Here is a 13393-nt window from a genome sequence, read left to right on the forward strand (position 1 = left end):
GGATTGAGTTCATTAAGCTTACAAAATGCAAGCGTTGACAATGAACTCGATTCAGGCTGCTCGATGAGCGTTTGCCATTCTTGATTAGTGTGTCGTTTTCCCATTTCAAATCTCCTCATGGTTGGAGACTTGATCTTATTCTTCGCGCTAGGCGATTAGAATGCGGGTTTTATGGAGCGCTTACGTCTTGGTATGGATAATTTAGTGCTACAAACCAATCATTTCATAATCATACAATCTAATACTCAACTATATAGTTAGTCCTATTGAGTTATGCACATTATTTTACATAAAATGCCCGCCGGCTTATAAAATAAAAAAGATAGGATTAGCAATGTGTAATCACGGAGTGTATTTACAACGTCAACAGCGCAGTTGGTTTCAAAAATTGATTGGAATTAAAGAAGTATATGTCTGTTCTCAATGCGGGCACATCAGACGAATCAGGTGATGATTGAAGTTAAAAAAGCGGCTGTGCGCCGCTTTTTTAATATTGATGTTTGGAGTTACTCTTCCACTTCTTCTTGTTCGTCGTCTTTACGTGTGTAGAAACGTGCGAAGAACAAGCCTACCTCAAACAGCAAACACATAGGGATTGCTAGAAGGGTTTGCGAGATCATATCCGGCGGCGTCAATAGCATACCGACAATAAACGCACACACGATGATGTATGGACGCTTCTCTTTCAGATCTTGTGGTGTGGTTGCGCCAGTCCAACATAGCAAGATAATTGCTACAGGCACTTCAAACGCAATACCAAACGCCATAAACAGCGCCAGAACAAAATCAAGGTAACTCGAGATGTCGGTTGCGAATTCTACCCCACCAAGAGAGATAGCAGTAAAGAAGCCAAACACCAGCGGGAATACCACGAAGTAGGCAAACGCCACGCCGCAATAGAACAACAGTGAGCTCGAGAACAGCAGTGGCATGATCAATCGACGTTCATGCTTGTACAAGCCCGGAGCAACAAATGCCCACACTTGGTACAAGATAAACGGCACCGCAATAAACACCGAAGCAATCAAGGTTAGCTTCAAAGGCGTGAAAAACGGTGAAGCCACATCGGTTGCAATCATCGTGGCACCTTCAGGTAGACGCTCTACCAAAGGCGCTGAGACAAACTCATAGATGTGGTTAGAGAAGTAAATTAGTCCAACAAACACCACCAATACTGCAGCAATGGCTTTAAGCAGTCGGTTGCGAAGTTCTAATAAATGACTAATTAAAGGTTGTGTCTGCTCGACGGTAGACATGGCAAACCTCTTTTTTAAAACCTGATCAAAAAGGAGCTACCAATCACTAGTAGCTCCTCCTAATGAGACTATTCGGCTTTCTTATCTGCCGCTGTAACCTTAATCTCTTCCGCTTTCTCAACGGTTTCAGTCGCTGGTGCCTCTTGTTTAGGCTCCGCTTCTGATTTGGTTGGCTCCGCGTAAGGGCGGTTTACAGATTGCGCCGCTTTCTTCAATTCTTCGACCGAAGATTTCAGCTCAGGAGACAGATCATCCATCCCCATTTGCTCAGCTTTGCGCAAGTTTTCTTGCAGTTCTTGAACTTTCAGCTCGTGTGACAACTCGTCTTTGACGCTGTTTGCCATACTCTTCGCTGCACCGACAAAACGAGAGACACTGCGGATGGCATGTGGCAAACGCTCGGGACCAAGAACAACCAGACCAACAACAGATATTAATACCAGTTCCCAAAAACCGATATCAAACACGTTTTACGCCTGCTCTTTGTCTTTTTTCGATTCAGGAGCTGCTTCTTTCTTTTGCTGCTCTTCTAGACTTTTTGGCTCGAAGTCTGCGTCTTTGTCGTCTTTCTTCGCAGGCTCATCTTCGCTCATTGCTTTTTTGAAGCCCTTAACGGCACCACCCAGATCGCCACCGATACCGCGTAGTTTCTTAGTTCCGAATAGCAATACAACAATTACAGCAATGATTAGAAGTTGCCAAACACTGATACCACCCATTCTTTTTACCTCGGGTCTTTAAACAAAATTATTTCAAGAGTTTAACGTCTATCGACGATAAGCTCGCCAACTAAGCAGCCAAAATGTGACCCCTGCGATACCGCTAGCGATCGATAGCTGCTCATAAGCGTTATCCACCAATATTGCCGAGCATACGACTAAAGTGGCTCCAACGCCAAATAAAAACTTTCCTGTCGCCTGCTGACGCTTGCTGTGACGGTAACCTTGATAAAGCTGATCCATGCGTTGATTCATGGCTTTACCTTGTCTCAGGCTATCGTAAAGCAGCTCCGGCAGTTCCGGTAACTTTTCTGCCCAAAACGGCGCGCGGTCTTTAATGGCATTCACTAAAGCTTGCGGACCAACTTGGTTCATCATCCATTCTTCAAGGAAAGGCTTCGCGGTCTCCCACAAATCAAGTTGCGGGTATAACTGGCGGCCCAGACCTTCGACGTACAACAGCGTTTTTTGTAGCAATACAAGCTGCGGCTGCACTTCCATATTGAATCGACGCGCTGTGTTGAACAGGTTCAACAATACGTGACCGAAAGAGATCTCACAAAGTGGCTTGGCAAAGATTGGCTCACACACAATGCGAATCGCAAATTCAAATTCATCGACATTGGTATCAGCAGGTACCCAGCCCGAATCAACGTGCAATTCCGCTACACGGCGGTAGTCACGATTGAAGAAAGCGAGGAAGTTTTCCGCCAGATAGCGTTTGTCTTCACTATTAAGTGTACCAACGATCCCGCAATCCAGCCCAATCCACATCGGATTCTCTGGATGCTCCGGTTTAACGAACACGTTGCCCGGGTGCATGTCGGCATGGAAAAAGCTGTCTCGGAACACCTGAGTGAAGAACACACTCACACCGCGTTCCGCGAGCAATTTCATATTGGTGCCATTCGCTTCCAAGCCTTCAATATCAGAGACTTGGATGCCATATATTCGCTCAGAAACCATGACAGTTTCATTACTAAAGTCAGGAAAAACTTCTGGTACATAAAGCTCTTCACTGCCTTCGAAGTTACGACGCAGTTGAATCGCGTTCGCCGCTTCACGACGCAAATCGAGTTCATCAAGTAAGGTTTTTTCGTACTCACGAACCACTTCGACGGGTTTCAAACGACGTGCTTCAGGCATCGCTCCGGCGACTATACGCGCCATTCGGTGCATCAGTTTTAGATCTGAATCAATGACCGGACGAATATCTGGACGGATGACCTTTAATACCACTTCTTGGTTAGTGTCTTTTAATCGCGCGGTATGCACCTGAGCAATCGACGCAGACGCTAACGGTTTGATATCAAATTCAGTAAACCAGTTTTCTAATGGACCGCCCAGAGCGAGTTCCATTTGTTCTTTCGCTAACTGCCCATCAAATGGCGCTACTTGGTCTTGCAAAAGAGCAAGAGGATCAGCGATATGCGGAGGGAAAAGGTCACGGCGAGTCGACATCATCTGACCGAACTTAATCCAAACCGGACCAAGTTCTTGCAGAGCGAGACGAAGGCGCTCACCCAGCGGTTTCTCTGGGTGCTTGTTCTTAATCCAGAATAGGCTTTTGCGCATCAAAAGCGGCGCTTTGGTCAGTTGATGATCAGGCAGCAACTCATCCAAGCCGTATTCCAGCTGAACTTTAATGATTTGGTATAAGCGTTTTATTTCTGCTGGCGTCATGAGTTCTCCAGCGCAGGCTTATCCGAATCGCATTTGTTTAGTAATGCGTTTAGGCGCGCTTCAACGCGAGAGGCTTGGCTGCGTACGTCGTCCACTTGGTCACAGAAGTGGGCAATTTCTAGCGGTGCTGGCGCCAGCTTCCACTCTTCTGTTACTACTTGAGCAAGATGACGCTGGTGTTTTTCTGCTTGAGAAGCAAAGAAACCGCCGACGTTTTTGGTGCCTTGCACAAAAGTATGTGCCACGACATCACCCGTCACGCGAGACAGCCACTCTTCGATATCGGGTTTGCAATCCACCATCAACTGAGAAAACTTCTGCGCCAATTGGATATCACCTTCAAGCTCAAGCTTATCTTGCTTTATAAGGCGAGTGATGTTGGCTTGATCGCGCAGCTCAGGCAGTACACTTAGATTCAACGACAGATAACAATCTGGCTGACCTTCATAGTTGCCCAAAACATCGATTTGCTGGCTGAAGATGAACGTCAGCGTCTTATTGATTTCTTTCAGATGAATTTGAATCACCTGACCTTTAAGACGTGACAAACGACGACCCAATTCAGGATCGTCTTTAATCAGCGTATTTAATGTCGTTTCAATAACGGCAGTGATAAGAGGTTCAAATGGCATACCGCTTATCCTTAGAATTTGTAGCCGCGGTGCAGCGCCACAATACCACCCGTTAGGTTGTAGTATTTGGTGTTTTCGAAGCCCGCTTCTTTCATCATGCCTTCCAGCGTGTCTTGATCTGGGTGCATGCGGATAGATTCTGCTAGGTAACGGTAGCTGTCTGCGTCATTTGCCACTAGCTCACCCATTTTCGGCAATAGGTGGAAAGAGTACGCGTCGTACACTTTTGATAGCGGCTCTAGAATTGGTTTTGAGAACTCAAGCACCAACAGACGACCACCTGGCTTCAACACACGGAACATCGAGCGCAGTGCTTTGTCTTTATCAGTTACGTTACGTAGACAGAAGCTGATAGTGATCACGTCAAAGTAATCATCTGGGAACGGCAGTTCTTCTGCGTTCGCTTGCACGTAATGCACGTTACCTACAATGCCGTTGTCGCGTAGCTTGTCACGACCTACATTCAGCATTGAGTTGTTGATGTCCGCTAGGATCACGTGACCTTGGTCGCCAACAATGCGCGAGAATTTCGCCGTCAGGTCACCAGTACCACCACCTAGGTCAAGAACACGTTGACCTGGACGAGCGCCACTGCAATCAATAGTGAATCGCTTCCAAAGGCGGTGAACGCCGCCGGACATCAAGTCATTCATGATGTCGTATTTCGCTGCCACTGAGTGAAAAACTTCGGCAACTTTGGTCACTTTTTCGTCTTTTGCCACTGTGGTAAAACCAAAGTGGGTAGTGTCGTTATCTAACGCTGTATTTGATTGCACACTTGTGTCCGTCATTCTGATTCCTCTTGGGCAGCACTTTCTCACTTCGGGGCGGTTGCTGACAAATATATTCGCCCACTGTACTGCGGGCGATTAGTTTACTTTATCCTCAGCCGGATGTCTTTCTACTAAAGAAGCATTTTCCGAAAATGACTCCGTCTGCGCCAACTGAGCAAGGTCAGGAGAAATAGGACGTTTTACCTCAACACCAAGTTGCTTAAAGCTCTCCGCCTGACGGATCACGTTGCCACGCCCTGTCGCCAACTTATTCATCGCCCCTTGGTAAGTTTGGTTGGCTTTGTCTAATGCGCCGCCAAGCCCTTCCATATCGTCTACAAACAAGCGCAGTTTGTCATACAGCTTCGCAGCACGTTCAGCGATCAATTGGGCGTTTTCGTTTTGGCGTTCGTTACGCCACAAGTTATCTATCGTACGTAGCGCCACCAGCAAAGTGGTCGGGCTGACCAAAATAATGTTTTGTTCCATTGCATCTTTAACCAAGCTTGGGTCAGCTTGAATCGCAACTTGGAATGCAGGTTCCACCGGAATAAACATCAACACATAATCTAAGCTCTGTATGCCTTTTAACTGGTGGTAATCCTTAAGACTCAAGCCTTTGATGTGCGCGCGCAGCGCGGCTAGGTGATCACTTAGCGCCTGCTCACGTTGAATGTCGTTCTCTGCGTTGAAGTAGCGCTCGTACGCCACTAACGCCATTTTCGAATCGACCACCACTTGTTTGTTTTGCGGTAAGTGAACAATCACATCCGGTTGATAGCGTTTGCCGGCTTCGTTTTGCAAGCTCACCTGAGTTTGATACTCGTGCCCTTCACGTAAACCAGATTCTGCCAAGACACGAGCCAGAACCACTTCACCCCAGTTGCCCTGCTGTTTGTTGTCACCTTTCAAAGCTTGAGTCAGATTGACCGCTTCTCTGGTCATATGCTCATTCAAACGTTGCAGGTTCTTCAACTCATGCACCAAGGTGTGACGCTCTTTGGCTTCTTGGCTGAAGCTGTCGTTAACTTGTTTTTTGAACCCTTCTAACTGCTCTTTCAGTGGAGACAGCAAACCTTCCAAACTCTGGCGGTTTTGCATGTCGACTTTGGCGGTTTTCTCTTCAAACAACTGATTCGCTAAGTGCTCAAATTGCTGCTTCAAACGCGTTTCTGCTTGCTCAAGAATTTGCAGTTTTTCCGCATTGGCTTGGTTGATTTGCTCGTGGCGCGCTTGCTGCTCACGAAGCTGAGTTTCAAGGCGCGATTTGTGTTCACGCATCTGCCCTAGCTCATCAAAATACTGCTGACGCTCTTGCTTCACAGCTTCGAAATAGCGCAGTTTTTCCATCGCCGCCATCAATTTACCATGAGTTTGGCGCACCTCGAATGCCGCTTTATCGCGTTCATCATCGAGCTCATCCAATTCCTGCTGCGCATCGGAGAGGTTTTGCTTCACCTGTTCAAGTTGTTGTTGATGAAGCTGTTTTTCAGAGGAGAGCTGTTGTTCGAGCAATTGAGTTTGTGTGGCAAAGCGCTGTTTGACCAACCAACCCACTGCAACACCGCTGATGGTCGCGGTAAAAAGAGAAGACAAAATGAGAGATTGATGCTCAAGAATCCATTGCATAATAGCGAGTTAGCCTGTGTTTTTTATCTCTAATAATGGTATTTACATACTGGATAAATGTCCAGTTTGTTGCATGAAAAATCCTCGCATACACTAGGCGCTCCGTACAACATTCTCACACTAGCTCAAACCAACAGCAATGAGCGGTACATCATCACACAGAGGCATCATGAACGAGCGTCGCGCCCTAGGATTTGGGCTATCAGCGGTATTACTTTGGTCAACAGTAGCGACCGCATTTAAATTGACTTTGGCGGAATTCACACCGATTCAGATGCTGACCATGGCGAGTATTGTCTCGGCCATCGCACTCATCATGGTATGTGGTGTACAGGGGAAGTTGAATCAGCTCAGCTCAACATTCCTTTCCAACCCTTGGTACTACTTACTACTTGGGCTGATTAACCCGCTAGCGTACTACCTTATTCTGTTTAAAGCCTACGACTTACTGCCAGCCTCTCAAGCGCAGGCAATCAACTACAGCTGGGCGATCACACTCACCTTAATGGCAGCGGTTTTCTTAGGTCAGAAGATCCGCAGCAAAGACTGGATTGCTTGTGGTTTTAGTTACTTGGGCGTTATCGTGATTGCCACCAAAGGCAATGTGTTGGGAATGGAGTTCGAAAGCCCACTTGGTGTCGGGCTAGCGCTGCTTTCTACATTGCTGTGGGCAAGTTACTGGATTCTCAACACCAAAAACAAAGCCGACCCTGTAGTAGGTGTACTATTGGGCTTTCTGGTGGCGATTCCCTTTGCGATTGGCTTAAGCATTTACGAAGGCGCAAATTGGAGCCAGATCACCACGAAAGGTTGGGCGGCAGTGACCTACGTTGGTCTGTTTGAGATGGGCGTAACCTTCGTGTTATGGCTATCTGCACTGAAGTTAACCGAGAACACAGCGCGCATCAGCAATCTGATTTTTGCTTCACCGTTCATCTCACTCATGCTGCTTTCTACTATCATTGGCGAAGAGATTCATCCATCCACTTTGATTGGCTTGGTGCTGATCATCAGCGGTTTGGTCATTCAACAAGTGAGGTTTGGCAAGCAGCAAAAACAGGCAAACAACGCTCAGTAACATCGCCCGAAACCATTGCAAAAATGAGACGCGATTTATAAAAAAGAGAGCTAGCTAACAGTTTACCCGATTAATGAAGTGTTCCTTGCTTGGATTTGTCTGGGCTTTGGATACGATATAGCCAAAGCCCGATATTTACGTCTAGTCAGATGTTCAAAATTCAAATCCAAGGGCGTTTCAGGATGCTTTATTAATTATGTTTCGCTTCGCTATCTCCCCTGCATTGATGACTGACTGGAAACAGGCTCTGCAACAATGCTGTGATGCCACACAGGCGCACGGTCAGCTTTATACGTTCAGCTACACTCGCCAATGGCGTTTGAGTGAGGTAGCCACATCGCCGCAGCATCATCGTGAAGTCGTTGCGATTCTCGATCCTGCCACTGAGTGCTTTACCTATCCTCAACTCGTTGTTGAACAAACGCCCTTTCAAAGCCAAACCTTGAGTTACTGCCCGGTATGGCTGCCGAGCGGAGAACTGTTTGCTGCGCTCGCCTTAGTTCATCCAACTGAGCAAAATACTGTTATTTCTGGGTGGTTAAGCGCATTAGCGGGACGCATCGGCTTTGATGTTGCTCAGACTTATCATAAAGAGCAGAAGCGCCACGATGTTCAATTGCCAGAGTTACTGCCATCACTGCAAGAGTTCATCGACTGCTTAGAAGACCACACTTGGATAAAAAGTACCGATGGTCGTTATGCGATGACCAACCGCAGCGTTGAAGACTCTTGGCAAATGACGGGCAGTGAAATTGTTGGCAAGAATGACTTCGAGTTGTTTAGCAGTCGTCGAGCGAAGAAGTTCATTGATACCGACCAGTTGGTGATCGCGACTGGCAGCCAAAATACCGTCGAAGAATGCACTCTCATTGATGACAACAACAACCCAACCTGGTTGGAAACCATCAAATCGCCAATCCGCAGCCAAACCGGTGAGCTCGTCGGCATTTTAGGCATGACACGTAACGTCACTCGTCGAAAGATGGTGGAAACTCAGTTGTCATTGGCGTCGAAAATCTTCGATAACTCCCACGAAGGGATGGTGATCACCGACCGTAAAGCCAATATTCTCGATGTGAACAGCGCCTTCACCCACATCACTGGCTACACAGCCGAAGAAGTGATCGGTAAGAATCCCAACATCCTGCGCTCTGGGCACCATGACAGCAAATTTTATCAACAGTTGTGGCGTCAATTAGAAAGTAAGGGGCAATGGAAAGGCGAATTCATCAACCGTAAAAAAGATGGCAGCATTTACCCGCAGCTCGCCACCATCAGCGCGGTGATGGACGATAAAAACCATCTGATTAACTACATCTGTGTGTTCGAGGACATCTCGGTACGTAAAGCTCATGAAGAAAAACTGCAACGCATGGCCTTTTACGATCCATTGACCAACCTGCCTAACCGTACCCATTTGATCAGCTTGCTCGAACAGCACATCGAGAGTGGTAAGCAACATCAACACGCGTTTGCGACCCTGTTCCTCGATATCGACCACTTCAAGCACATCAACGACAGTATGGGGCACTTCTGTGGCGACCAGCTCCTGACTAAGCTCGCTGAACGTCTGCAAGATGTGTTGCACTTACGCGCTCATGTAGCACGTATTGGTGGCGATGAGTTTGTGATTATATTGCCGAATATCGAGTCGGATTCGCAGCTGATCGACACCATTGAGGACATACTCTGCCTTTTCAACCGTCCTTTTGAAGTCAGTAAGAACGAATCTTTACGTATCTCCACCAGCGTAGGCGTGGCGCGTTATCCTCAAGACGGACAAGATAGCGAAACCTTGCTCAAGAACGCCGATACTGCCATGTATTTAGCGAAGAAAAACGGTCGTAACGGCTACGCATTCTACTCACCAGATTTGACCGATAAATCCGTATCTCACGTGCGTATGCAGTCTGCTCTGCATGAAGCGATTGAGAAAAACCAACTTCATTTAGCATACCAACCGCAATACAACTTAAGTGCCAACGAACTGGTTGGCGTAGAAGCCTTACTGCGTTGGCAGCATCCCGATCTTGGGATGATTTCTCCAGCGGACTTTATCCCGATTGCAGAGAAAACCGGCTTGATTCAAAGCATTGGTAAATGGGTCTTGGAGCAAGCTTGTTTGCAAGGTCGCGCATGGCTGGATAACGGCATTGAATTTGGCAAGCTCGCGGTGAATGTATCCGCTCTTCAGCTACAACAATCAGACTTCATCAGCAAACTTGGTGTAATTCTCAAAGAGACTGAATTCCCGGCGCACCGTCTAGAGCTGGAAATCACCGAAAGCTTCCTACTGATCGATCCACAACAAGCCATCGCATCACTGAATTTACTGCGCGAACTCGGCATTGAGATCTCTCTTGATGACTTTGGTACCGGTTACTCGTCACTGTCTTACCTCAAAGGTCTGCCAATCAATAAGTTGAAGACCGACCGCTCTTTCGTAAGCGATGTTCCAAGCAACACCGACAGCAATGCGATCGTGAATGCCATCATTGCGATGGGGCAAACCCTGTCATTGAAAGTAGTTGCCGAAGGCATCGAAACCGACGAACAAGCCCAATACTTATTCGAGCGCGGCTGCATCTACGGACAAGGCTTCCGCTTTAGCGCCCCAGTTCGCGCCGAGAAGTTGTTTAAATAAAAAAAGACCGAGCACTGACTCGGTCTTTCACTTTCTCTACAAATGGTTACTTCCCAGAACAACGCGCCCATTTTTAGTTATACAAAAATTTTTTACTTACCCGCATCCAATCGACCGTTTCTTTCGTCTCTTATCCGCTTGTTTACATTAATGGTTAGGAGAAAACATGAAATATCACATAATCGCGGCAGGATTGACCGCTCTGCTCACCAGTACTTCAACACTGGCGTCACCACTGCTCGACCCGAGCATTATCCATAAACCAAACGATGGAGAAATCAATGTCTATGGCCCAGGAGGCCCCGACACCGCTCTCCGTCATGCCGCAGAAGCTTTCAGTAAAAAAAGTAAGGTGACGGTAAACGTGATCGCTGGACCTGAATCAAAGTGGACGAAAGATGCACAGAAAAATGCTGACTTAATCTTTGGATCCGCAGAACAATCCATGAGCGCTTTTGTTGAAACCTACCCCTTTATTACCGATCAAGATGTTGAGCCAGTGTACTTGCGCCGTGCAGTGATTGCGGTCCCAAAGGGGAACCCAAAAAATATCAACGGGATTAAAGACCTACTCGAAAAACCAGCGCGAATAGTCGTGACTGAAGGTCTAGGGGTTTACAACACTTCCGGTACAGGCGTTTGGGAAGATGTCGCAGGACGCACGGGTTCACTGGCTGACGTACAGAACTTTCGCAAAAAAATCATTGCTTACGCCAAAGGCAGCGGAGCAAGTTTCAAAGCTTTTCAACAACAAAAGGCTGATGCGTGGATCACTTGGATTCACTGGCCGCTCAACCATGCCGATAAAGTCGACTATGTAGAAATTGAGCCAGAAAGACGCATCTACCGAGATCTCACACTAGCAAAGGCAAAAGGTGCAGATCCACAAACTCAAGCTTTCATTGATTTCGTTAACAGCAGTGAGGGAGAAACCTTTTTCACTCGCGAAGGTTGGACTCGTTAATAAGGAAAACGACTGTGAAAAAACTATTATTTTCGGCATTACTGGTCACCTCAACTAGTTTTGCTGCGCCAACAACAACTACGTCAGTTGGAGAGGTATACACCGATGCCTCAGGCAAATCACTTTATACCTTTAGCAAAGATCCTGTTGGGAAATCTGTATGTACTGACCAATGTGAGAAGTTATGGCCGCCTGTTCTTGTAACCGCACAATCCAGCAAGCACTTCGGTACGCAAGCAGGCTTCAGCCAAATAACAAGAGAAGACGGCAACAAACAATGGGCTTTGAACGGAAAACCACTTTATCGCTGGCTTAAAGACTCTCAGAAAGGAGAGATCACAGGTGCGGGCATCAAAGGCGTTTGGCCACTAGCCCGAGCGGATGATGTCACCATCAGACTGTTCAATGATGGTAAGCAACGTTATCTCGTCGATAGCCATAATAAGACTCTCTATACCTTTGATAAAGATAAGCCAAACCAATCTGTTTGCTACGATGATTGCGCCTCTAAGTGGCCACCTGCTCTTGTGGATACAGAGATAACTCAAAAGGGGATAGAAAATCTAAAGCTGACGGGAGGATTTGGTGTGACTCAGCGCAACGACGACTCATATCAATGGACATATCACAACAAACCCCTTTATCGTTGGATAAAAGATCAAAAGCTCGGCGACACTAGCGGGAATGGCGTAAAACAAGTCTGGCACATTGTAGAACAATAATGAGGAAAGCGTGAACACCGATAAACATAAGATAGGTTTACTGCTTTCCCAAGTAGCGCTTCGTGACCAAACTGCGTTCGAAGCGCTATACCAGTTAACCAGTACCCGGCTTTTCAACGTTATCCTCGGCGTCGTTAAAGACGAACACGTTGCAGCAGATATACTTCAAGAGGGGTTCGTAAAGCTCTGGCACAACAACCAGCAATATCCAGTAAATCACCCTTGGGCTTGGTTATGCCAAAGTATGAGAAACCTCGCTATAGATGAAATTAGAAAGCGGAACAACCGAGGGGAAGAACAACTGGTAAAGCCCCCCGAAGAGGTCGCTCTCGAAGTAACATCTGACTCAGGAGCCAACTTATCATACTGCCTAAACTCGCTCGCTGAAGAAAAAAGGAATGCGATTATCTTGGCCTATCAGCACGGGATGAGTCATCAAGAGATCGTCCACCATGTGAGCACTCCACTTGGCACAGTGAAATCGTGGATTCGCCGAGGTTTACAGGAGCTAAAACGATGCCTAACCAATTAAAAAACGCACGTTATCAAAATCAAGAGCTAAGAGATAAACTCGCCGGCGAATACGTTCTGGGAACATTAACGCCACTCGTACGAAAGAGGTTGGAAACCCTCATGCGATCAGATCCCACTTGGTGGGAACACATCGACCTTTGGCATCAGCATTTGTCTAGCTTAACCCCAGCAATCGATATGACACATTCTGAAGGCAACTTGAAACCTCCGCCACGCCAAGTATGGAAAAACATCGCATCCCAAACAATCAAACCATCGAAGCAGACTCAGACTATGCGTTGGTGGTGGCTCCCTATTAGCATGGCTTTTTCTCTGCTCATAGGGTTGTCGCTACAACCTTTTGTATCACCAACCTCGCAACCAACAGAAATCGCACAGGTGCGCCCTATTAGTTACTTAGCCATGATGTCTTCTGAGAGCCAAAAAGACCATTTTGCTTTGGTCGCCTATCAAGGAGAAAAGCCCGGGCAATCAAGCATCCGCATGCAGCGAAATCGTGCGATGGCGAAAGTACCTATGGATAGAGCAATGGTGTGGATGAGAGATGGAAATACCGGTGAGCTCAAACTCATTGATAGCCTAGAAAATGTAAATAACGTCCGCTATATGTCGCCAACTGAGTGGCAAACGCTTAAAAACAGTTCTGAACTGTTAGTGACCGATAATCGCGACCCAAACAGTGAGATTTTATATCGAGGCCGTTGTGTAGAACTAAGCAACCCTCCAACAAGCAAAGCATCATAAGCCCTTAGCTTTCGG

General features: G+C 46.9%; 13 protein-coding genes and 1 pseudogene. 6 read left to right on the forward strand and 8 right to left on the reverse strand.

Annotated features, from left to right (window positions below; translation table 11 throughout):
• From KIV40_RS35420 to rmuC, 8 genes and pseudogenes are all read right to left on the reverse strand, one after another.
• Positions 1–104: pseudogene (locus KIV40_RS35420) on the reverse strand (IS66 family insertion sequence element accessory protein TnpB); the annotation flags it as partial.
• A gap of 402 nt (positions 105–506) precedes the next feature.
• Entirely contained in the window at positions 507–1256 is a 750-nt protein-coding gene (gene tatC, locus KIV40_RS09730; protein ID WP_005429982.1) for a twin-arginine translocase subunit TatC, read from the reverse strand.
• 68 nt (positions 1257–1324) lie between these two features.
• A complete protein-coding gene (tatB, locus tag KIV40_RS09735; RefSeq protein WP_005430029.1) occupies positions 1325–1723 on the reverse strand; it encodes a Sec-independent protein translocase protein TatB in 399 nt (132 codons plus the stop codon).
• A 3-nt stretch (positions 1724–1726) separates the two neighbouring features.
• Positions 1727–1975, reverse strand: coding sequence for a Sec-independent protein translocase subunit TatA (tatA, locus tag KIV40_RS09740; protein WP_005429959.1), 249 nt, complete (start codon positions 1973–1975; stop codon positions 1727–1729).
• A 48-nt stretch (positions 1976–2023) separates the two neighbouring features.
• Positions 2024–3658, reverse strand: coding sequence for a ubiquinone biosynthesis regulatory protein kinase UbiB (ubiB, locus tag KIV40_RS09745; RefSeq protein ID WP_038890193.1), 1635 nt, complete (start codon positions 3656–3658; stop codon positions 2024–2026).
• A complete protein-coding gene (locus KIV40_RS09750) occupies positions 3655–4290 on the reverse strand; it encodes an SCP2 domain-containing protein (protein WP_285348923.1) in 636 nt (211 codons plus the stop codon). Before KIV40_RS09750 ends, ubiB begins: the two co-directional genes overlap by 4 nt.
• A gap of 11 nt (positions 4291–4301) precedes the next feature.
• Positions 4302–5081, reverse strand: coding sequence for a bifunctional demethylmenaquinone methyltransferase/2-methoxy-6-polyprenyl-1,4-benzoquinol methylase UbiE (gene ubiE, locus KIV40_RS09755; protein ID WP_005429980.1), 780 nt, complete (start codon positions 5079–5081; stop codon positions 4302–4304).
• A gap of 78 nt (positions 5082–5159) precedes the next feature.
• Positions 5160–6692, reverse strand: a complete 1533-nt coding sequence (gene rmuC / locus KIV40_RS09760; RefSeq protein WP_285348925.1) for a DNA recombination protein RmuC — start codon at positions 6690–6692, stop codon at positions 5160–5162.
• Between the two features lie 169 nt (positions 6693–6861).
• Between rmuC and KIV40_RS09765 the strand changes: the two genes are divergently transcribed.
• From KIV40_RS09765 to KIV40_RS09790, 6 genes are all read left to right on the forward strand, one after another.
• On the forward strand, positions 6862–7770 hold the full coding sequence (locus KIV40_RS09765) for a DMT family transporter (RefSeq protein ID WP_285348927.1): 909 nt from the start codon (positions 6862–6864) through the stop codon (positions 7768–7770).
• Positions 7771–7966: 196 nt separating this feature from the next.
• On the forward strand, positions 7967–10414 hold the full coding sequence (locus tag KIV40_RS09770) for a GGDEF and EAL domain-containing protein (RefSeq protein ID WP_285348928.1): 2448 nt from the start codon (positions 7967–7969) through the stop codon (positions 10412–10414).
• 166 nt (positions 10415–10580) lie between these two features.
• Positions 10581–11378: a substrate-binding domain-containing protein gene (locus KIV40_RS09775; RefSeq protein WP_005430041.1), complete on the forward strand. Its 798-nt coding sequence runs from the start codon at positions 10581–10583 to the stop codon at positions 11376–11378.
• A gap of 14 nt (positions 11379–11392) precedes the next feature.
• Positions 11393–12100, forward strand: coding sequence for a hypothetical protein (locus KIV40_RS09780; protein ID WP_045456016.1), 708 nt, complete (start codon positions 11393–11395; stop codon positions 12098–12100).
• A 10-nt stretch (positions 12101–12110) separates the two neighbouring features.
• Positions 12111–12632: a sigma-70 family RNA polymerase sigma factor gene (locus tag KIV40_RS09785; protein WP_285348932.1), complete on the forward strand. Its 522-nt coding sequence runs from the start codon at positions 12111–12113 to the stop codon at positions 12630–12632.
• Entirely contained in the window at positions 12617–13378 is a 762-nt protein-coding gene (locus tag KIV40_RS09790) for a hypothetical protein (protein WP_285348934.1), read from the forward strand. Before KIV40_RS09785 ends, KIV40_RS09790 begins: the two co-directional genes overlap by 16 nt.
• Positions 13379–13393: the final 15 nt, after the last annotated feature.

The organism is Vibrio sp. D173a (assembly GCF_030248475.1).

Excerpts from the sequence above, each read along its gene's own strand:
- tatC (WP_005429982.1), bottom strand. The coding sequence starts at position 1,256 with ATGTCTACCGTCGAGCAGACACAACCTTTAATTAGTCATTTATTAGAA.
- tatA (WP_005429959.1), bottom strand. The coding sequence starts at position 1,975 with ATGGGTGGTATCAGTGTTTGGCAACTTCTAATCATTGCTGTAATTGTT.
- ubiB (WP_038890193.1), bottom strand. The coding sequence starts at position 3,658 with ATGACGCCAGCAGAAATAAAACGCTTATACCAAATCATTAAAGTTCAG.
- KIV40_RS09750 (WP_285348923.1), bottom strand. The coding sequence starts at position 4,290 with ATGCCATTTGAACCTCTTATCACTGCCGTTATTGAAACGACATTAAAT.
- ubiE (WP_005429980.1), bottom strand. The coding sequence starts at position 5,081 with ATGACGGACACAAGTGTGCAATCAAATACAGCGTTAGATAACGACACT.
- rmuC (WP_285348925.1), bottom strand. The coding sequence starts at position 6,692 with ATGCAATGGATTCTTGAGCATCAATCTCTCATTTTGTCTTCTCTTTTT.
- KIV40_RS09765 (WP_285348927.1), top strand. The coding sequence starts at position 6,862 with ATGAACGAGCGTCGCGCCCTAGGATTTGGGCTATCAGCGGTATTACTT.
- KIV40_RS09770 (WP_285348928.1), top strand. The coding sequence starts at position 7,967 with ATGTTTCGCTTCGCTATCTCCCCTGCATTGATGACTGACTGGAAACAG.
- KIV40_RS09775 (WP_005430041.1), top strand. The coding sequence starts at position 10,581 with ATGAAATATCACATAATCGCGGCAGGATTGACCGCTCTGCTCACCAGT.
- KIV40_RS09790 (WP_285348934.1), top strand. The coding sequence starts at position 12,617 with ATGCCTAACCAATTAAAAAACGCACGTTATCAAAATCAAGAGCTAAGA.